The sequence below is a fragment of the Cohnella nanjingensis genome (genome assembly GCF_014212125.1).
Taxonomy (GTDB): Bacteria; Bacillota; Bacilli; order Paenibacillales; family Paenibacillaceae; genus Cohnella; species Cohnella nanjingensis.
On the sequence record NZ_JACJVP010000006.1, the window covers coordinates 1 to 19,651 of the forward strand.

The following is a 19,651-nucleotide window of genomic DNA, read 5'->3' on the forward strand; positions in this document are numbered from 1 at the left end:
GAATGGCCCCCTCCCGCTGATATCGCCACTACGCCGGACTGCGCTCCCGTTGGCACGGTCGTTTGTCCGTAAACATTATATCCCCAAGCAACAACGGAGCCGTCTGTTTTGAGCGCCATGGAATGATTCGATCCCGCTGCTATCGCCACTACGCCGGACTGCGCCCCCGTTGGCGCGGTCGTTTGACCGCTACCATTATTTCCCCAAGCGACAACGGAGCCGTCTGTTTTGAGTGCCAGGGAATGAGTCCCTCCCCCAGCAATCCTGATCGCTTTGACAGGAGAAGCTATATTCGCCGGCACGTTCATTTGACCGTAACCATTATTTCCCCAAGCGACGACCGAGCCGTCTGTCTTGAGCGCCAGGGAATGGTCCTCTCCCGCTGCTATCGCCGCCACGCCGGACTGCGCTCCCGTTGGCACGGTCGTTTGTCCGTAATCGTTTTTTCCCCAAGCGACAACGGAGCCGTCCGATTTGAGCGCCAGGGAATGATCCCCTCCCGCTGCGATCGCCACTACGCCGGACTGCGCTCCCGTTGGCACGGTCGTTTGTCCGTAACGATTATCTCCCCAAGCGACGACTGAGCCGTCCGATTTAAGAGCTAGAGAACGAAACCATCCCGCTGCTATCGCCACTACGCCGGACTGCGCTCCCGTTGGCACGGTCGTTTGTCCGTAACCATTATTTCCCCAAGTGACAACGGAGCCGTCCGATTTGAGCGCCAGGGAATGATACCCTCCCGCTGCGATCGCCACTACGCCGGACTGCGCTCCCGTTGGCACGGTCGTTTGCCCCCAGCTATTAGCCCCCCAAGCGACAACGGAGCCGTCTGTCTTGAGCGCCAGGGAATGATACCCTCCTGCTGCGATCGACACTACGCCGGACTGCGCTCCCGTTGGCACGGTCGTTTGACCGCTACCATTATTTCCCCATGCGACAACGGAGCCGTCTGTCTTGAGCGCCAGGGAATTATTCCCTCCTGCTGCGATCGACACTACGCCGGACTGCGCTCCCGTTGGCACGGTCGTTTGACCGTAATCGTTATTTCCCCAAGCGACGACCGAACCGTCTGTTTTGAGCGCCAGGGAATGATACGTTCCCGCGGCAATCTTCACGACCGACGCCCGGCTTCCGCTCCCCATTTGCGCTCCCTGTGCCGATCCGGAATCGAATGGAACCGCAATACTTAGAAGCATAACGATAAGCATGGCAACTTGAACGAGTTTACGAAACCAAATTCGTAACATGAAGTGCCCTCCCACTGCGTTTTTTCTCAGTAGGACAACCATACAGCATCGCTCTGACAATATTCTGACGAAATAAAAAAGCGGCTTACACCGTCTAAAAATAGTCGGCGTTGCCGCTGCACAAACGCTGGTACAATTGAACCGTGGATGCCTTCGGTTCCATGTTGGCGGCGAGTGATGCTGTGCAGGCTTAGGTATAATGAAGTAAGCTGCTCCTGACAGCATGAATGTTATGAATGACTAGGATTATTTCAAAAAAAGAAACCCCAGAAACTTCTGGAGTTTGATTGCAGGCATACGACATTCCGTCTCCCGGAGCGCATGCGCAGAAGCCAGCGGAGTGTCCGCTGGCTTCTGCGACGTCGTATGGGCCGATGTATGATTAACGGCGAATAGGGTATGATAATCATGTCGAACAATAGTGATTGTTCGACATTTTCTGTTTAATTATCCCTGCTTTGTTACTCATTATAAACGACCTAATCCTTCATAACAATACATGTTTCAGCACATTATGCACGCTCTCGGCCACAAAATCCGGCGCGGTCTTCTTCATCAGCTCGACCGTGTGCAGGTAGCGCTGGGTCGTATTGATTTGTACGTGGCCTAGCGTATGCTGCACCTGTTGAAGCGATGCGCCATTAAGAAGCGCCAGGGTGGCATTCGTATGACGCAGCCAATGGGGTGTCACCGGTTTGGCAATTCCGCATTCTTTGCTCGTCCGGCTGACAATGCGCTCTACTTGGCGAATCGTAATCGGAAAAATACGGCTATTCGGATGGATATGCGCAACATCCCCTTGCAACCATTGCCGGGTGGAAGGGTCGTTATGGAGTCTCCATAACGCCTCCGGTATTTTTACCTGCCTCGTCCTGCCTCCTTTACCGTTCGCGATGGTTAACCACGCACCGCTTTCCAATGGATCCGTAACAAAATCGCTCCATTTCATCTGCACAAGCTCCGATACCCTTAGTCCCAGTATGACCATATAAAGAACCATCATCCACTCCCGGATGTTCTTGGAGCTCAGGTGGGTCAACAGGTTTGCAAGCTCGCGTTGCGTCAGAAAATGATGTCCGCTCGTCACCTGAACCTTGGGCAAGCGGATGGACGAGGCGGGATTATGCGCGAACAAGGCGATATTGGCGTCGCTGCCCCATCTGTAAAACGAGCGCAGCGGAGCGATCAAGCTGGCGATAGTCGACGCGCTAAGCGGTCTTCTTGAAGAGGTTCCCCGCAAAAGGGATGTTTTGTACCGCTCCAGATCGTGCCAGGTCGCATCGCTGAGCGAGGTTGTCCCAATGAACGATCGGAAAAGGCGAAGCGCCCGTTCGTAATTGCGAATCGTATTCGGGCGATGGTATCCGGCCAGAAAGCTCTGGATCATCTGCTCCTCGTCCATGCCGACCGCATTGCGTTCCGCATTCATGAATGGTTGGCTCCTTTCTACTTGCTAACTTCGCACAATCACTATTGTTCGACCTCGCTTGTCAGAGCGGCTCTGCCACTATGTATATAAGGAAAGGGAGGCTTTGCAGATGCCGAGCTTGATTCGTTCGGAACTTAAAGCCCTGGGACTGCGGAGGGATCCTACCACTTTCTCGCATAGCGTGCGGGTAGGCATGTTTGCGCAAGCAGCGGCTCTGGAACTCGGAATGGCCGAAGACGAGAAACGAATGTTTACCGCCGCCTGCAGCTTTCACGATATCGGAAAACTGCTCGTTCCTCATGACCTGCTCGTCAAACGGCTTCCGCTCGACGATGCGGAACGGGCGCGGATTCGGGAGCATCCGCTTCTCGGCGTGCGATTGGTTCGCCAACTTGGCTGGCGGGATCCGAGAATGATTGCAACCGTGCGATCTCATCACGAACGCTGGGACGGAAAGGGATATCCGGACGGACTGCGGGGCGAGCTAATTCCGCCATGGGCGCGCATGTGCGCCGTCTTCGACTCCTTCGACGCCATGGTTCAGATCCGTTCCTACAACCGGATCAAGACGGTTGCGGAAGCGGCGGACGAGCTTAGAAGGCAGAGCGGAATTCAATTTGATAAAACCTGCGTCGAGCTGTTCCTCTCTATTCCCGAAATTACGATAAAAAAAATTCAGCGTTATCGTTCATAACGCGGGACTAAAGGCAGGATGATATCCATGAAACCAACAGCCACCTATACGCTCCGTCCGGGACAAACGCTGGCCCATCCGGTGCTGAACAAAAACGGAATGGTCATGCTGGGCGCCGGAACGCAACTAACCGACAAGTATATCGAACGATTGCGGACGCTTGGCATTACGGACATCTTTGTCGAGGAAGATACCCCGCGCCGGTCTCCAGGAACAGAGTCCCCGGCCGTCCCGGCCGCGCAGGAGAAAATGGTCCGGAAAAGAAGTGCGGCCGCCTCCAAGAAAGCGGTCGACGAGGCGTTCGACGAACTGATCAACAATCCGTTTATCGGTCAGCAGCTATCCGTACCGATGCTCGGCGATCGATTCTTGCGCATTTACCAGAGCCTGCTGGGAGAATTGTCCGATCATCGGTTCATGAAGGACAGACTGACCTTGCTTCATCTCAAGGACCCCTTGCTGTTCGAGCATACGCTGAATGTCGCCACCTTATCGGCCATTATCGGTTTCGCCAAGCAATATGCCATCGAACCTCTCCACGATCTGATCGTCTCGGCTCTGCTGTTCGATATCGGCATGATCCATCTCCCGGATGAGTTGCTGACCAAGAAGGGCAGATTGACGGAGTACGACCGCGGGCTCATCGAACGTCATACGAACGAAGGCTACCAGATGCTCGCGCATAGGACCGACGTCCCTAACGCGGCCGCGCTATGCGCCCTGCAGCATCACGAGAGGTATGACGGCTCCGGCTACCCGTCGGGAATCGGACGCTCCCAGATTCATGAGTTCGCCCAGATCATTGCGCTTGCCGATACTTACGATGCTCTCGTCTCCCGACGGCATCATCGCAGCTCCTACACGCGAAGGGACGCGTTCGAGTTTCTGCTCGGCTCAGGGGACCGCATGTTCGATCTGTCGCTCGTCAAACTATTTATCAGCCATATTTCCATCTACCCGATCGGAAGCCGCGTCATCCTCAATAGCGGACAAACGGCGGTCATTGCCTCTGTCGACTCCTCCCTGGTCCAACGCCCCGTTGTCAAAATTATTCTCGAAAAAGACGGAAGCTATGTCGTCGTCCCGTATGAGATCGATCTGAGAGTACAGTACGATCTGGTCATCGTAGATACGGCCTTGTAACAAAAAAAGACCGTTCCGAAATCAGGAACGGTCTTAATCGTGTTGTTCATAGGCAAGCTGCGGAAGATCCGGTCATTTTCGGCGGCTCAGCTACCCTGGGATTTATCCTGTAGGCCTGAAGCTTTGCGTCCCCGTCTTTCGAGCGGGTTTGCCCTTATCGATATGGTCCACGGTCAAATACACGACCATTATACCTAATAAAGCACTTCCTATTCAATACTTTGGTAGGAAGACTTTGGTAGGATAATCGTTACGTCGGTACACCAGGTCAGTCGTCCACCTTGCCGATCGATGGATATCGCCCATGGCTTTGAGCATTTGATTCAAAGTTCTTGACTATGACGTTAGGTCATAGTGCATAATTCTCACTATAAATAACTAGGAGTGAGAGATATGAACATAAAATCACTGCGCTCGGATCATATTTATCAAAAAGTTGCCCAAGCTTTGCCCGAGGAAAAACTTGAATTATTCAGAAACGAAATGATGGCTCCCTTTATGAAACAATGGCAAATTCAACAGATCCCTTTTAGAGCTGAAAAGGAAAATGGTTTTGACGTTGTTACGTTTAATAGTATGATGCATCGATCCCCTGATCAGATTACCCAACAGATTTTACCTGAGATAGAGCTGATTTCGTCCGAATCATTTTGGTTAGAGTGTGAGCATGCTGTGAAGAAAAGCCTACATCTATTTGTAGAGCATGAAATTAACCTCCCCGTATCCGAATATTTGTTTACCATTCAACTAGGGAATCCGGAAAGCCGTGCCTTAGTCATAAACGAAGGATATAGCGGCTTTGGGGGCATTCCCGGGTTTATCTGGGGTACACTCTTGCCAAATGAGTACACGATTCCTCGAATGAAGGCTGCGCTGGCGCACGAATGCAACCATAATGTGCGATACCAATTTATTCAGTGGGATCACACCGTTAATTTGGGCGAGCTAATTGTAAGTGAAGGATTAGCTGAAAACTATGCTACGTTCATGTTTGGAGAAGAATCGCCCGGCCCTTGGGTAACGAAAACAAACGCAGAAACACTTAACAGGCGCATAAAGCCTGTGCTTAGAGAGCAATTGCAATTAACTGGGTTTGATAAATTTGCTCCGTATCTTTACGGTGATGAGATCGCTAAACTTCAAAACTTTGAACCGGTCAACATGCCTTATAGTGCCGGATACGCTTGCGGATATTATTTAATCCAATATTATTTAAGAAAAACAGGAAGAACGATTTTCGAGGCCACAATAACGCCTGCTGCTCAAATACTAGACGAAATAAAAGGATTTTGGGATGAAGAAACCATTATTAGCTGTTAAAGATATTGTTCAGATTACAGGCATTACAGGTCGGACCCTGCATTATTACGATAGAATTGATTTATTTAAACCGACACATCTGACGGAAAAAGGGTATCGCCTATACGATCGAAGCAGTTTGGAAAAGCTTCAAACTATTTTGTTCTTAAAGGAATTGGATTTTTCCTTGAAAGAAATTGCGGACATTTTAAAGCTGACCAGGCAAGAACAGAAACAAATACTAAACAACCAGAGTCATGCTTTACAAGCGAGAATAAAAAAGCTAGAAACGATCAAGACTGCTATCGATGAGTACGTTTCTGGGAAAGATATCGGCAATTTGAATATTTTTAATAGTTCTTCCGTGTTGCCATTGCAAGAACAATATGCGAATGAGGCGAGTTTCTTTTATGGCGAAACAGAGGCATATAAGGAGTATAGCGAAAAGTTAGAAAAATTATCACCAGATGAAAGAGAGAAGCTGTTTTCTAATGTTGAACAAGTGTTCAAAAATATTGCATCCAATATGAATCAGTCTCCTTCCTCCGTTGAAGTGCAGCGATTAATCGGAGAGTGGAAGGATCATCTAGAGCAACTCATGACTTGTGATTCAGAGTTACTGGCTTGCATTGCCAATACGTACAAATTCGATGCACGATTCAAAAACTACATTAATCAATATAGCAATGAGGATTTAGCAGATTTTCTATACAGTGCAATCATGCATAATATCAATCGGTTGAACGTCTCTCCGAGTAGTTAATCTTGATATGTGGGGACAGAGCGGCTTAGGGAATGGTTTGTTAGAATCCGCAAAAGCCTTGAAGACTTGGGTAGGATGACAAGGGGTGTTAGCCTAGCCAACTAGCCAAGCCCCCGGCTTAAGTGCCTGGGGCTTCTCGTTCGCTTGCTAGATACGAACCGTTTATTTCACGAAAAACGTGGCGTCTTGTTGATCCGTAGCGTTGTTGATGGAAGTGATGTACAACAGCCCGTTCATGTGTCTCATGTATTGACCAGGGAAATTGTAGGACTCGAACGATGCCGCGAAGCCGTTCGCGAATCCCGTGCGAAGCTTCCAGGTTGCGTCGTTCTTGAACAACGTTGTCCCGTCGTTCGCCTCCATCCATATTTCCCCGTTCTTGTGCCGCAAATATTGGCCCGGAAAATTGACGGATTCGATGGATATCGCCGATGCGTTGGCGAGACCCGGAACGATCTTCCATTGTGCGTCCGCGATGTATTGGCTTCCGTTCGTCTTCCCTCTGCCGTCTTGATGGCGAATGAAGCTCCCCGGGAAGTTATACGTTTCGAATTGGCTGATTGGCGTCTCGACGTCGATGCGCACGGCCTTCCAGCGCTGCGTATCCAAACCATTCGCCGTATACTGGATCAGCTGCGTTCCTGACGGCGACCCGCCTCCCGCGTTGTCGACCATTAGTCCGCTGTGCTCGTTCGCGATCGTGTAGTAGCCGCCACCTGCGTACGCGAATTTCCAGCGCTGCGTGTCGAGGTAATTGTCGGTCCATTGGTTGATCTTCGTGCCGGGCGTCTTCACGCCATCCGGATCGTCCCACACGAGATTATTGTTCAAGTTCATGACCCGGAAAAAACCGTTGCTCCGGAACTCCGTCTGAAACCATTGCGTGTTCAGCCCGAGATCGTTATATTCGATCAATCTCGTTCCCGCAGGGGAACCCCCACCCGCATTATCGATCACGAGCCCGTTGTTCTGGTTGATGAACTTGTAAGCCGCTCCCGATACGAGCGCCGCGTCTCCGTTCATTTGGGCGACGTTGGCGCGAATTTCGTTGCGGCTGCCTACTTTGACGGTATTGACTTCAAGCAATAAGGAATTGTCTAGCGGGACGAGCGTGCCGCTCCAAGCGGCGGGCGTATTTTGATTGCTTCCCGCAACCGTCAGCGGAGCATCGACCAGCGTCCAGGTCGCGCCGTTGTCCGCGCTCGCGAACATTTGGTTGTGATCCGGCACGACATCCGTCATGCCCCGAACGTAAAACCTTCCGTTCGCGCTGCCATCGTCGACGTACGCGACTTCCGGCGCTTGGGACGCACGGTAAATGCCTGTACCTACGACGGTACCGAGCGAGGACGGCGTTCCCCAGTTCAAGCCGTCGGACGACGTCTTGAACCGGACGGCGAAGTCGGGCTTCGCTCCTAAATGTTCGTAGAACATGTAGTACGTACCGTTCTTGTGACGCACGACCCTGGGCATGCCTGGGCGCGCGCTCCCATTCGTATTGTCGCCTATGATGATGCTGTAATTGCCCCAAGTTAAGCCGCCATCGCTCGAGATTTCGCGCGCGATCGCCTGGTTATAGCCGGCCTGCCTTTCATCCGAATAATAGCAGACCAGCCTTCCGTCGCTTGAAACCGCGAATTCGGGTTCCCACGTATGGTGCGTTCCCGAACCGCCCTGCGCGGCGAGATTCCCGTGCAGCTGCCAATGGGCACCGTTGTCCGTGCTCCGCCAAATATGGATCGTATACGTCGCGCCCGGATCCCAGTCCGTCGAAGCGAACAGCAGGGTGCCGACCGGATATGCGCCTACTTGTTGCGGCAATACATAAAGTGTCGTCATCGCTTGTTTATCGCGGGTTAAACCGAAATTATTCGGGTCGATCTGCGAGAGGTAGGTCCAGGTTCGGCCGTTATCGGAGCTTCGATAGAAGTCGAACGGCTGCATGCCGGCCCAACTGGTATTCACCGGAAACTTTCTTGTGAATGTCGCTATCACGTCCCCGTTGCCAAGCTTGACCGCTCGGGCATAGTAGGGCTCCGGCTCCGAAGCGTTGCTGTAGACGACCGAGCCCGACGTAGCGGCATGAACGGGTCCGACAACGAACATTTGCATGAGCAGGAACAGCACAAGCGAGAATACCAATAATCGATTCTTCTTCATCACGATTATTCCTCCTCAGTCGGCAATCTTCCTAAATCTCGCCAGCGATAACTACTTCCTCGTGATCGGACCATCCTCTTGCAGAGTAGAACTCGGCCCGCTGCCGTCGTGAACGACCGGCCATCCGTCTTTCCAGCTAATGCGATCGAGCATCAACACACGACCGGAGGTCGATACGTCTTGTAAATCGATCGCGTGATACAGCATCCAATCGCGGCCGGCATCGTCCTGGATGACGGCGTTATGGCCCGGAGCCAGAAACGCCTCGTCCTTCTCCAGGATGGGATTGTCGGGAAACGCTTCGAACGGGCCGATCGGGGATTCGGCACGCGCCGCCATCACCGCGTAATGGGCGGCATTGCCGCTATTGTCCAGGCAGCAATAATCTCCGGAGTAGAACATGTAGTAGTACCCGTTCCGCTTCACGACCCAGGGGGCTTCCACCAGAGCGTCGTAGGCTTCGCGGCTTTGCACGCCCGGATAGATGACGGCTTTTTCCTCCCCGACCACGCCAAATCCATCATCGGAGAGCTGCTGGGCATAGATGGGCTGCTTGTCGGAGCCCCAATACAAATATCGTTTGCCGTCATCATCGTCCAACACGAACGGATCGATCTTCTCGAATCCGGTTCCCCAGACGACAGGCGCGCCGTGATCCCGGTAAGGTCCAAGAGGATGATCCGCGACGGCGACGCCGATCCCCATCCCCTTTAGCGGATCGCCATCGTTCACTTTGGTCGCGTAATACACGTAGTACTTTCCTTTGTAAGAAGTCAGATGAGGCGCCCACATATAATTGCCCGTTGCCCAAGACGGAACCTGCTCGGCCGTGAATACGGACCCCTTCCTTTCCCAATGGACCAAGTCCTTGGAACGCAAGATGGGCAAGGGAACGAAGGTTCCGTCGTAATTGGTCTGCGTGGTGATCGCGTAGTAATACCCGTCTTCTGCCTTAAGCACGGTCGGGTCCGCCGCATCGTGGGCAAAGACCGGGTTGGAATAAGCAACGGGCACGCCAACCTGATCATGATGTAGAATACGCCAAGCTGCATAGAATCCGGCCAAGAGTACCAGAACGATACCCAAAGCGATGATCCCGCGCTTCATTCCAATGCCTGCCATTATTCCTCTCCGGAAGGAACGAGGCAGGCGGTGCCGGATGCAACCGGTTTTCCGAAATCAGGGAACCCTTCCGGCATCCATCCGAATTTTTGCATGCGGGGCTGCCGATTTTCCGCTCCTCCCTCAGATTCAGGAATGGCGTGATAGACGATCCAGTCCTCCCTGCCGTCCGGCGATACGGTAAAGCTGTTATGCCCTGGCGCATACACCTCATTTTCCGGGCACTTCGCGAATACCGGGCGCTCGGATTTCGTCCAGGATTCCGGGTTCAGCAGATCGCTCCCTTCATCCGCCGTGAGCATGCCTAATGCATAGTCGTCCGACCAAGTCGTGCTGGCCGAATAGATCATGAACACTCGACCATAGCGGACCAGGAAACAAGGCCCTTCATTGATCGCCATCCCGCCTTGCTTTTCCCAATCGTATTCCGGTTTCGTCAGCAGCGTTTCGGGGCCCTTCAGCGTCCATGGATTTTCCATCAAAGCCGCGTAAATCGCGGAACCGTATTCGGGGAAATGCCCATACCCCGCATACATGAAATAAAGCTTGCCGCCGTGCGCCAGAATCGTGCCGTCCAGACCCGGCAAAGCCGTGTTGACCGCGCCTATTTCCGTCCAAACGCCTGTCGTCGGATCGGCATTCCCGTTTTCCAAAACGTAAATTTGGCGCGAGGCATCCCCGCTCCCGTCGCTAGCCGTGTAATAGATGTACCATTTGCCGCCGACAAAGTGAATTTCCGGCGCCCACAATTCCCGGCTTCCCGGTCCTTCTTCGGGCGGCAGCCAAATCGTCGTCTTGGGCGCTTCAGCCACCTCGCTCATCGAGGGGGATCGATGCAATTCCAGACGATCGCCGCGTGTGACCATGAAGTAATAGAAGCCGTCGCTATGCCGATACATCCAGGGGTCTGCCCCGCTTGCCATAATCGGGTTGGTAAATGTCTTGTTCGTTTGCGTACTCATTTCGAGCTCCTCCTGACTATCCTTTCATTCCCGTCAAAGTGATGCCTTCGACGAAGTAGCGCTGCGCGAAAAAGAACAGCAGCACCGTCGGGATCAACGCCAGCACCGACCCCGCCATGATGTAAGTCCATTGCGCATTATAGAAACCCTGGAACGATGCCAACACGAGCTGAAGGGTGAATTTCTCGGGACTGTTGATATAAATGAGCGGGCCGAGAAAATCGTTGTAGCCCCCCAGAAAGCCGAAAATGCCTTGCGCAACCAATGCAGGCTTCGACAGCGGCAGCACAATGCGGATAAAGATCCAGAACGGATTCAGCCCGTCCATCATCGCGGCGTCCTCCAGCTCGGAGGGGATCGTCATGAAAAATTGCCTCATGAAGAACACCGCGGCGGCTGCCCCGAACATCCCCGGAACCATTAACGGCAGCCAACTGTCCACCCAACCGATCGATTTGTACACGATGAAGGCGGGAATCATCGTCACGACGCCCGGAATCATCATCGTGGCGAGCAGCATGACGAACAGCACGTTACGCGCGGGAAAAACCATGCGAGCGAAAGCATATGCCGCCAATGCGCTGGTAAACAAGCCGATCAAGGTCGTCGGAATGATGATGATCATCGTATTCATGAAGCCGTGCAGCAGGTTGGCCTCTCCTAATACGAACGAGTAGTTGCTCCACTCCCAATGCTCGGGAATCCACTTCGGCGGCATATCGAAAACGACGCCTTGTTCTTTCAAGGAGGTGGAGAGCATCCATAAAAAAGGCACGGCCATCACCAAAGATCCGCAGATCAGGAATACATAAGCTGCCGCTTTTCGTATCCGCTCGTTCGCGCGTCTTCCTGTTTGTCTCACTCCAATCGAGGCACCGGACATTCCATTTCCCCCTATTCGTAATGCACCCAACGACGGGATAACCAGAAATTGAGCAGCGTAATCGCCATGAGCAGAATGCCAAGCACCCATGCCATTGCCGATGCATACCCCATGTCCATATAACGGAAGGCATTCTGGAACAGGTAATAGACGATCGTGGTCGTCGAATAATTGGGCCCGCCCTCGGTCATGATTTGGAACCGCGGAAAATCTTGCATCGCGCCGATAATCGACGTGATCAAAATGTACAAGGTGGTAGGCGATATGCACGGAATCGTAATCTTCACGAATCGCTGCCAGCCGCCGGCCCCGTCGATTTCCGCAGCTTCGTACAGACTGCCCGGCACCCCTTGAAGCGCGGCCAGATACAGCACCATGTTAAAACCTAAGCCGCCCCATACGCCCTGCAGGATCATGGCCGGCATCGCCCAAGTCTCGCTGCTCAGCCATGCGGGACCCGTAATGCCAATTAGGCCAAGCAAATAATTCAGCAATCCGTAATCTCCGTTGAATATCCACTTCCACAGCAAGGTCATGGCTACGACAGAGCTGATCGTCGGCAGGAAGAAAGCGGTTCGAAAGAATCGGATGCCGACGATCTTTTGATTCAAGGCAACGGCGATCGCCAGCGCCAACGCCATTCCGATCGGAATGGAGAGTACGGAGTAGATCGTGTTGGTGAGCGTTTTCCAGAACAACGGGTCATGGCTGAGGAGTCGGACATAATTGTCCGCCCCCGTAAAGACAGGCTTCTGATAGCCGCTGTACTGGGTTGCGCTGACATACACGGAAAAACAGATCGGTATCAGAGCAAACAGCAGAAAACCCAGAATCGGAGCAGAGATAAAGGCATACGCCCACAAATACGACTTCCGTTTGTTGCCCAAGATTACCCTCCTCCAGATGCCGAGGAAGAAAGGAGGGTGACTCGCGTTCCTCCTTTTCCCCCCAACGTATGGACTATTTAAATATGGCCGGATTGCCTTCCTTGATCGCTTGGTCGATCTTGGGCTTCAGTTCGTTCAGCAGATCGGCTGCCGGACGTTTCCCTTCCCACATCGGCCCTAAATTTTGGCCCAGCATATCCCACCATTTGGCGTTCGGCAAGTTGGTCCACGGTCCCGGAATTTCGCTCTCCGCGGCTTTAATGAATACTTGCGCATGCTCCGGCTTTTGCCCGGGCTGCAGGAACACGTCCGTGTTCGCCATCGACTTGAAGCTCGGAATGGCGAAGCCCATAAGGGACTGCTCCTTCTGGCCTTCCGGTCCGCTCAGATATTCCAAGAGTTTGAAGGACGCATCCGCGTGCTTCGACTTGCTGGAGATGCCGAGTCCGACAGAGCCGCTCCATCCGGACCAATTGCCGTTCGCCGGCAGCGGAGCGACATCCCAATCGAATTTCAACTTCCGGTAGTTGGGGACCATCCAACGGCCCTGGATGATCATCGCGAGTTTGCCGGTCTCGAACATTTGCCCGTCGTTCATCGCCTGCAGCGCCCTGCTGTCCGGAATGACCTTGTATTTGTGAGCCAGGTCGACCGCGAATTGCAGCGCGTCCGTCGCTTCCTTGCCGTTCAGCAAAAATTCTTTCCGATCGTCGCTTAAGAACTTGCCGCCGTTCCCCAAGACGAAGCCTTCCCACCAAATCGGGCCCATGCCGTATTGCTCGACTTTGTCGCCGTTTCTTACCGTCAGCTTCTGAGCCGTATCCAGCAGCTGGTCGAACGTCATCGGCGTATCCGCGCTCGGAAAAGGAACGTTCATTTTTTGGAAAATATCTTTGTTATAGTAGAGCACCGTCGGACCGATATCCTTCGGCAATGCGTACAGCGAACCTTTGCCCGTGACGGATCCGTCGTAACGGTAACGAACCAGGGCGGAATCCCACATGTCCCCCGTATCGATCTGGCTTGATTCCATGTATTTGTCAATCGACTGCAGCAAGCCTTGGCTTACCCAACGTCCGAAGTCGCCGTCCGGCACGTAGAATACGTCGGGAGCGTCGCCGCCGGCCAGGATCGTGTTCATCTTGCCCACGTAATCGGCAGGGATGTGCAGATAGTTGACTTTGATGTTCGGATACTTCTCTTCGAAGTTTTTGATCAGCTTCGTAAACACTTCTTTCTCCGACGGATCGCCCCAGCCGGCGAATTTAATGGTCACCTGCTCTCCGGGAGGCGATTCGCTTGGGCTGGCCGAGCCGGTCTGACTTGCCGTGCCTGTAGGGCTTGCTGCCGGGGAGGAGGTACCGTCTTTGCTTCCGTTTCCGCATCCGATTACGCCGCCGGCCAATAGAATGAGTGAAGCCATAGCGAGCGAGCTTTTTTTCCATGGTTTCATTGCTTCTGACCCCTTTCCGGTAATTAATAATAAAATTGTTGTTATAAAGCTGAGATAATCCCGATATTCCATGAGATTATAGCGCCAGACCACCTCATTAAATACATATTTATTGGTACAAAACAGATTATAATTGGATAAACCTTCAAATGTCAACGGTTACAAACAATATATTTGTTTTATATAAACGAAAAAAATGGCGCTTCTGCGCCATTAGTAACAGACTTTTTGTTATTTATCGTTCAATCCTTCTCATTAGGCTCGTAATGAAGCTTCATGATAATGTCCTGATCGTAATCCCCGAATCCGCGGCCGAATAGATTCACGCCGCCTTTATTAACGGCATCCGGCTTGACGCCGATCTTAAAGCGGATATAGGGGAACGAATGAAGCTGCAAATCTTGCAAGGTAACGTCGGAAATTTTATGGTTGTCCACCGTGCTTCGATGATTGTCTACCCTGAACGTCTTCAATAGGCCGTACTGCGTGCTGGTGTCATGCCACCATTCCGGGTTGTTCTTGCCTCTATGATCGCCGAAGTCGCCCGGCGACGTCCAGGTACCGATCTCGACGTTATTGATCCATACCGTAATGTCCGACGGCCAATCGTTGTTAAAATTGGGCGCTTCCGAACACAATTCCAGAGAAAATTCGATCGATTTGATGTGAATGTTATGCGGAATAGACCGAGGAAAACGATATTCCATCCAGCCTTGTCGGAACCATATCATTTCGGCCGTTCTACACTCGGGAAAAAAGAAATTCGAAGGGTCGTCTTCGGGAATGATCATGGCTTGGGTATTGGCGATTCCGCATGTCGATTGGACGTCGACATCCACAAAATGGCCGATAGGCATTTCGATTTCGTAGATTTGGTCCGTATTTTTGTACCCTTTAATCGGGTTCAAAATCACTCTCACGTCGTCGAAATTCCTTCTGCATACCTTCATGGCGCCGCGGCTTGCAGGCAGGACCTCCGTCAAGATAAGCCCCGCTTCTTCCAGGACCTTCACGTTTACGCCTGCAGTAGATACCGGCATTTTGAGCTTTTCGCCGATTTCATTGACATTGATATTATTATGATTCAGCAACAGCTTGATAATTTTCAGCCTGGTATGGGAGGCTAGGGCATGAGCTACCTTCACCAGTTCATTCGGATCGTTGATAGATAGTTCCAGCAAATCAAGCCCTCCTTTTTATAAAATTTATAACATAATATTTAGATTAAATGAAGTCCGTTTTTTTCAGAAGATGGAGGCTTGAGCCTTCGGCAGCGGCAAACAAGCCCCCTATCTCAAAAGAGATTGGGGGCGCTACAATGATTTGAAGTTTGACCATCAAACGAGCGTCCTTCCGCCTCCCTTTAAGGATAACAACCCCATTACGGCAACCAGCACGGCCGTTTCCTTCCCGTCTACAGTTGCGGGAATGCCGGCAGCCCATGCGATCGCCAGGGACAATGCGGCGGCCACGAGGAAGAACAAGAAAACACGGAACATTCGCGTGCCTACGGGTATTTGCTCCATGTTCCACATTCTCGTGCCGATCAGACATAAGGGCAATCCGGCCGCAAGCCCCGCATAGGACAAATACGTCACGAGTGAGCCCGCCCGGTTTTGCAGCCATTCGTCCGGAGTGGAAACGGCGCCCGTTCGCGCCGCCTGATGTTGCCAATACGACAGAATCTGATCGCGATAAAACGACCAATCGATCAGTTGGCCCGGAATGGAGTCCGCCGGAAAATGAAACGGGAAGCGGACGAGCAGCCAAATCGCGGCGGCTCCAGCCACTCCCGCCGTGGCAACGGTTGCATGCCGGGCAAGCGCGAATCGGTTCCGTTTCACAACATCCGTCCATTCAAGCGACAACGTTTCCATCCGAATCAGCCGGTAAGCGGATCGGCAGCTCGCGATCAACAGCCGTATGCATCGCCATATGGCCGTCAAACCGCAAATCCACAACAGCAACGCCGGTTTTTGCGCAACCGACCGGTAGTATTGCGAGGCATCAGAGATCACGTAAACGGACGAATCTCCTCCCGCTTCCGCAATGGCCGCGCGGACTTCCGTATCTCCTTCGATATCCGATGTTGATTTGGCTTCAAATACGGCGGACTGCACCGAAATGTCCGGGCTCACATCCTCCAAAGCGGAATACGGAACGAGAATGTCCGGCAACCCGTCGTCCGTCATCCATTGAAGCAGCGAGTTCCGCTCCCGATACACGCCGACGACCCGAAATTTCGCGCCCAAAATATCGAGGCGGAGTCCGATCACGTCTTGCGAATGGAACAACCGATCCGCCAACCCGGATCCGATAACGGCCACCTTGGCGCGTTCGCGTCTCGCAGCCGGGGAGACGGAAACCCCGTTCGAAAGCCATATATGCGTGAATCGATCATATTGGCCGCCAACGCCTATGACATTCGCGTCCGATGTCCGGCTGCCGGCCGAGACGGTCGTACGCGTTCTCGCGGAATAGGCCGTCGACGCTCCCCATAAGCCGGATAACTTCTCCGCTTCCCTGCCCGTTAATCGGGCTCCATTAGACGGACTGACCGCCGCGTCGACGGATGCCGATAGCTTCGCCCGTTCTGCCGGCCCGCTCCACTGACGCCATTGGGCGAGCAAGGCGGAAGATAAGGCAAGACTCCCGAACAGCAGAAGGATGCCGCAAAACACCAGATAAGACGGAAGGCGGGCTTTCATCGCACGTTTCGATACCTCCCCGAGCCTCAATCGGCAAGCCGGACCCGGTCTCCGTCCGACACCGGCGCGCTGCTGGAAGCGATCACTTTGTCCCTGTCGCCGATTCCGCTTTTGATTTCCGTATTCGACTCGTCCGCATCGCCCTTCACGACCGAGACTTCCTGCACGTAAAACTCGTTGCCGAGCACGCCGCTCTTTTGTTTGAGCACCAGCACGTAATTCCCGTCCGCGTTTTCCCTTACGGCATCATTCGAAAGCAGCATCTGAACGGGTTTCGTTCGTTTGCCGATCCAATATTCGGCGTATTCGCCGCCTTTCAGCCGGTTGTCTACGACTTCGATCACGATTTCTTTGGCGTCGGGGGATGATGGCTGCGCCTGCTGGCCGATTTCTCCGGTCGTTACCGGGTTTCGGATTTCCGCGATTTTTCCTGGTATCGGCTCCGGAGCGACAGCACCGACGGTTATGTCGGCTTCATCGCCGGCCACCAAATATTTCGCCTGCTCTCTCGGCACCAACACGGTAAGCGTACGCGGCAAGGACAAATCGGCGATGCGGACCGCCGGAACCGAGCCTTGAACAGGCAATCCCGCCGTAACATTCACCTGCGTGACGATTCCGGAAACATCGGCTTGAATGGAATCGCCTTTCGCCAACTGCCGGCGAAGCTTGTCGATTTTCCGCTGCTGGATTTGCATGTCGAGATCCGCCCGCTCGATATCCCTGCGTAAAGTCTGTTTGTCAGTCGCTTCATGCTGCGCCGCGACATAATCTTCGCGAAGCCCATCAAGGCTAAGCTGCAGCTGGCGATATCGCGCCGTTTCATCCGCCAGCTCGATGTCGGCATTTGCAATATCGAACGTAACGAGCGTATCCCCGGCTTTCACCCGGTCGCCTACCTTCACTTTCACCTCGTCGACGGGCCAATGCAAGTCGGGATCCGCATACAGGTCGGACACTTCGGCCGCGGCAATCGTCCCGGAGCCGCTGACCGTATGGTTCAGCGTGCCGGGTCCCGGCTGTTCCAGGGAAACTTGCGGAAGCGTGAACTGCAGCAGCGTATTGGAAAACAGCGTCAGCACGATCATCAGCAGCACAAAGGCGAGCGACGCGTTTCGAACCTTTCGTTTGATCATGGCTCTACCCCTTGATTCCGGAAAGTTGAATGCCTTCGACCAAATGGTTTTCGGCATATAACATGAGGAGGATGACCGGCGCCATATAGACGGTGCTGGCCGCGAAGGCGATGCCGAGTTCCCCTTCCCCGATGATGGATAAGTAGACCGACAGCGGCTGCTTGTTCGCATCCTGCAAAAAGATCAGCGGCTGTTCTACCATGTTCCAGTTATCGATAAACAGCAGGATGGCCAGCGCGGCGATGCCGGGTTTACTAAGCGGCAATACGATGCGCAGGAAAGTCTGCAGCCGGCCGCACCCGTCCACTCGTGCCGCTTCCCCATAGGAGTAAGGGATGTACGTCATGAATTGGCGGAGCAGGAAAACGCCGAATGCGCCGAATACGCCGGGAAAAATGATCGCCGAATAGGAATCCAGCAGTCCCAGCCGGTCCGCGATGATGAAGTTGGGCACGAGCGTTACCTGGAACGGCATCAGCATCGTCACGACGTACAGGAAGAACAGCGGTTCACGCCATCGGAATCGCAGCTGGGAGAAGGCATAACCCGCCAGTGAAGATACAGCGATTTGGCCGACGATCACGGGCACGGTCAGGAATACGGAGTTCCAGAACATGAACAGGAACCGCGGCTGTTTGACGAGCACCTCGTAGTACTGGGACAACGTCGCCCGGTCCGGAACCCAGTTCAGGGCCATGTATTCCTTATCCGCGCGAGGATCGAGGGTACTTTCCGATGATTCGGCGCCGGATACGGGAGCGAGATTGACCGTAATTTCGTGTTCGCTTCTAAGCGACTGGGTCAACGTCAACGCGATCGGAAAAACGAACAGAACGGCGAGAACCGCCAAAACAGCCGAGAGCAGCGCTTTTCGCATCTTCTTCATCCTCCGATCGAACGGGCGAGACGCCGTTCCGCCCGGAACAGCGTCCATACGAGAACGGTGATCGCCAGCGCCATCAGGAAAGCGGCGCTTGTCAGCTTCTGATAGTCGAGCGACCGGAACATGTTGTTCATATAATGCTGCATCATGTAGATATCCTCGTGGGGATATTCGCCTGCGATCAAGTACGTTTCCCGGAACACTTTGAACGAATTGAGAATCGAGATGATGAATACGAAAAAGGTCGTCGGCATCAGATAGACGAGCGTGATCGAACGCCATTGCCGGAACTTCCCGGCGCCGTCGATCGCCGCGGCTTCGTAATATTCCGCCGGGATGTTCTGCAGGCCGGCCAGAAAAAGGACCATATTGTACCCGACGTTTTTCCATAAATAAACGACGACGACGACGGCCGGCGAATATCCGCTTTCCATCCAGTCCCGGGGGATCCATCCCCAAGCGTGAAGCAAGCCATTCAGCGTTCCGTTCGCGTCGAAGACAATCCGCCAGATCAGCACGACCGATGCAACCGGAATGACGAGCGGAAACAGGAAGGAAATGCGAAGCCAGCTTCGAAAATAGGCGTTCCGGTTCAGCAGCATCGCGAGTCCCAGAGACAGGAGCATGTTCAGCGGGACGCTGACCGCGGTGAACCGGAACGTGTTCCACGCGGCTCTATGAAATACCTCGTTGCGCAGCAGATCGCCGTAATTGCGCAGCCCGACGAAGGAGCCGTCCACAGGCGAATCCAACAAGGAATAATAGCAGCCGATCAGAAATGGGACGAAAAAGAATAACGCGAATCCGGCAACGCTTGGGGCCAAAAACAGCGCCGCGGCGACGCCTTCTTGATTATTCAGGCGCTTCAGCATCCGATTGTCC

The 19,651-nt window shown here is 53.3% G+C and carries 16 protein-coding genes, 1 pseudogene and 1 riboswitch; of the genes and pseudogenes, 4 read left to right on the forward strand and 13 right to left on the reverse strand.

What is annotated here, in order from left to right; translation table 11 throughout:
- Positions 1–1,247, reverse strand: a pseudogene (locus H7C19_RS04615) (RCC1 domain-containing protein); the annotation flags it as partial.
- A 487-nt stretch (positions 1,248–1,734) separates the two neighbouring features.
- The gene (locus tag H7C19_RS04620) at positions 1,735–2,676 is read right to left on the reverse strand and encodes a tyrosine-type recombinase/integrase (protein ID WP_185141417.1); all 942 of its coding nucleotides are present in this window, start codon (positions 2,674–2,676) and stop codon (positions 1,735–1,737) included.
- Between the two features lie 109 nt (positions 2,677–2,785).
- Between H7C19_RS04620 and H7C19_RS04625 the strand changes: the two genes are divergently transcribed.
- From H7C19_RS04625 to H7C19_RS04640, 4 genes are all read left to right on the forward strand, one after another.
- A complete protein-coding gene (locus tag H7C19_RS04625; protein ID WP_185141418.1) occupies positions 2,786–3,370 on the forward strand; it encodes an HD-GYP domain-containing protein in 585 nt (194 codons plus the stop codon).
- A gap of 27 nt (positions 3,371–3,397) precedes the next feature.
- Positions 3,398–4,513, forward strand: a complete 1,116-nt coding sequence (locus tag H7C19_RS04630; RefSeq protein ID WP_185141419.1) for an HD-GYP domain-containing protein — start codon at positions 3,398–3,400, stop codon at positions 4,511–4,513.
- A 77-nt stretch (positions 4,514–4,590) separates the two neighbouring features.
- A riboswitch (cyclic di-GMP riboswitch) is annotated at positions 4,591–4,676 on the reverse strand.
- 230 nt (positions 4,677–4,906) lie between these two features.
- Positions 4,907–5,833 carry a DUF2268 domain-containing putative Zn-dependent protease gene (locus H7C19_RS04635; protein ID WP_185141420.1) on the forward strand — a complete coding sequence of 309 codons (927 nt, stop codon included), beginning with the start codon at positions 4,907–4,909 and terminating at the stop codon, positions 5,831–5,833.
- Positions 5,808–6,575, forward strand: a complete 768-nt coding sequence (locus H7C19_RS04640; protein ID WP_185141421.1) for a MerR family transcriptional regulator — start codon at positions 5,808–5,810, stop codon at positions 6,573–6,575. Before H7C19_RS04635 ends, H7C19_RS04640 begins: the two co-directional genes overlap by 26 nt.
- A gap of 162 nt (positions 6,576–6,737) precedes the next feature.
- Here the strand turns inward: H7C19_RS04640 and H7C19_RS04645 are convergent, their stop codons facing one another.
- The 11 genes from H7C19_RS04645 to H7C19_RS04695 all read right to left on the reverse strand — a co-directional run bounded on the left by H7C19_RS04645 (position 6,738) and on the right by H7C19_RS04695 (position 19,641).
- Positions 6,738–8,735: an AbfB domain-containing protein gene (locus H7C19_RS04645; protein ID WP_185141422.1), complete on the reverse strand. Its 1,998-nt coding sequence runs from the start codon at positions 8,733–8,735 to the stop codon at positions 6,738–6,740.
- A gap of 51 nt (positions 8,736–8,786) precedes the next feature.
- A complete protein-coding gene (locus H7C19_RS04650; protein WP_185141423.1) occupies positions 8,787–9,857 on the reverse strand; it encodes a glycoside hydrolase family 43 protein in 1,071 nt (356 codons plus the stop codon).
- Positions 9,857–10,819 (reverse strand): glycoside hydrolase family 43 protein, encoded by a 963-nt coding sequence (locus tag H7C19_RS04655; RefSeq protein WP_185141424.1) that lies wholly within the window; start codon positions 10,817–10,819, stop codon positions 9,857–9,859. The genes H7C19_RS04650 and H7C19_RS04655 overlap by 1 nt, the downstream gene beginning before the upstream one ends.
- A 16-nt stretch (positions 10,820–10,835) precedes the next feature.
- Positions 10,836–11,681: a carbohydrate ABC transporter permease gene (locus H7C19_RS04660; protein ID WP_313731374.1), complete on the reverse strand. Its 846-nt coding sequence runs from the start codon at positions 11,679–11,681 to the stop codon at positions 10,836–10,838.
- 32 nt (positions 11,682–11,713) lie between these two features.
- Positions 11,714–12,589: a carbohydrate ABC transporter permease gene (locus tag H7C19_RS04665; protein ID WP_221469032.1), complete on the reverse strand. Its 876-nt coding sequence runs from the start codon at positions 12,587–12,589 to the stop codon at positions 11,714–11,716.
- Positions 12,590–12,662: 73 nt separating this feature from the next.
- Positions 12,663–14,042: an ABC transporter substrate-binding protein gene (locus tag H7C19_RS04670; protein WP_185141426.1), complete on the reverse strand. Its 1,380-nt coding sequence runs from the start codon at positions 14,040–14,042 to the stop codon at positions 12,663–12,665.
- Positions 14,043–14,284: 242 nt separating this feature from the next.
- Positions 14,285–15,223, reverse strand: coding sequence for an ArsR/SmtB family transcription factor (locus tag H7C19_RS04675; protein WP_185141427.1), 939 nt, complete (start codon positions 15,221–15,223; stop codon positions 14,285–14,287).
- A gap of 156 nt (positions 15,224–15,379) precedes the next feature.
- Positions 15,380–16,750 carry an ABC transporter permease gene (locus tag H7C19_RS04680; RefSeq protein ID WP_185141428.1) on the reverse strand — a complete coding sequence of 457 codons (1,371 nt, stop codon included), beginning with the start codon at positions 16,748–16,750 and terminating at the stop codon, positions 15,380–15,382.
- A 26-nt stretch (positions 16,751–16,776) separates the two neighbouring features.
- Positions 16,777–17,886: an efflux RND transporter periplasmic adaptor subunit gene (locus H7C19_RS04685; RefSeq protein ID WP_185141429.1), complete on the reverse strand. Its 1,110-nt coding sequence runs from the start codon at positions 17,884–17,886 to the stop codon at positions 16,777–16,779.
- A 4-nt stretch (positions 17,887–17,890) separates the two neighbouring features.
- On the reverse strand, positions 17,891–18,772 hold the full coding sequence (locus H7C19_RS04690; protein ID WP_185141430.1) for a carbohydrate ABC transporter permease: 882 nt from the start codon (positions 18,770–18,772) through the stop codon (positions 17,891–17,893).
- On the reverse strand, positions 18,769–19,641 hold the full coding sequence (locus H7C19_RS04695) for a carbohydrate ABC transporter permease (protein WP_185141431.1): 873 nt from the start codon (positions 19,639–19,641) through the stop codon (positions 18,769–18,771). Before H7C19_RS04695 ends, H7C19_RS04690 begins: the two co-directional genes overlap by 4 nt.
- Positions 19,642–19,651 lie beyond the last annotated feature (10 nt).

Bases quoted from the DNA above. Each gene is read 5' to 3' on its own strand.
- H7C19_RS04630 (WP_185141419.1), top strand. From the start codon at position 3,398: ATGAAACCAACAGCCACCTATACGCTCCGTCCGGGACAAACGCTGGCC.
- H7C19_RS04695 (WP_185141431.1), bottom strand. From the start codon at position 19,641: ATGCTGAAGCGCCTGAATAATCAAGAAGGCGTCGCCGCGGCGCTGTTT.
- H7C19_RS04635 (WP_185141420.1), top strand. From the start codon at position 4,907: ATGAACATAAAATCACTGCGCTCGGATCATATTTATCAAAAAGTTGCC.
- H7C19_RS04685 (WP_185141429.1), bottom strand. From the start codon at position 17,886: ATGATCAAACGAAAGGTTCGAAACGCGTCGCTCGCCTTTGTGCTGCTG.
- H7C19_RS04670 (WP_185141426.1), bottom strand. From the start codon at position 14,042: ATGAAACCATGGAAAAAAAGCTCGCTCGCTATGGCTTCACTCATTCTA.
- H7C19_RS04625 (WP_185141418.1), top strand. From the start codon at position 2,786: ATGCCGAGCTTGATTCGTTCGGAACTTAAAGCCCTGGGACTGCGGAGG.
- H7C19_RS04620 (WP_185141417.1), bottom strand. From the start codon at position 2,676: ATGAATGCGGAACGCAATGCGGTCGGCATGGACGAGGAGCAGATGATC.
- H7C19_RS04645 (WP_185141422.1), bottom strand. From the start codon at position 8,735: ATGAAGAAGAATCGATTATTGGTATTCTCGCTTGTGCTGTTCCTGCTC.
- H7C19_RS04650 (WP_185141423.1), bottom strand. From the start codon at position 9,857: ATGGCAGGCATTGGAATGAAGCGCGGGATCATCGCTTTGGGTATCGTT.
- H7C19_RS04680 (WP_185141428.1), bottom strand. From the start codon at position 16,750: ATGAAAGCCCGCCTTCCGTCTTATCTGGTGTTTTGCGGCATCCTTCTG.
- H7C19_RS04640 (WP_185141421.1), top strand. From the start codon at position 5,808: ATGAAGAAACCATTATTAGCTGTTAAAGATATTGTTCAGATTACAGGC.
- H7C19_RS04690 (WP_185141430.1), bottom strand. From the start codon at position 18,772: ATGAAGAAGATGCGAAAAGCGCTGCTCTCGGCTGTTTTGGCGGTTCTC.
- H7C19_RS04655 (WP_185141424.1), bottom strand. From the start codon at position 10,819: ATGAGTACGCAAACGAACAAGACATTTACCAACCCGATTATGGCAAGC.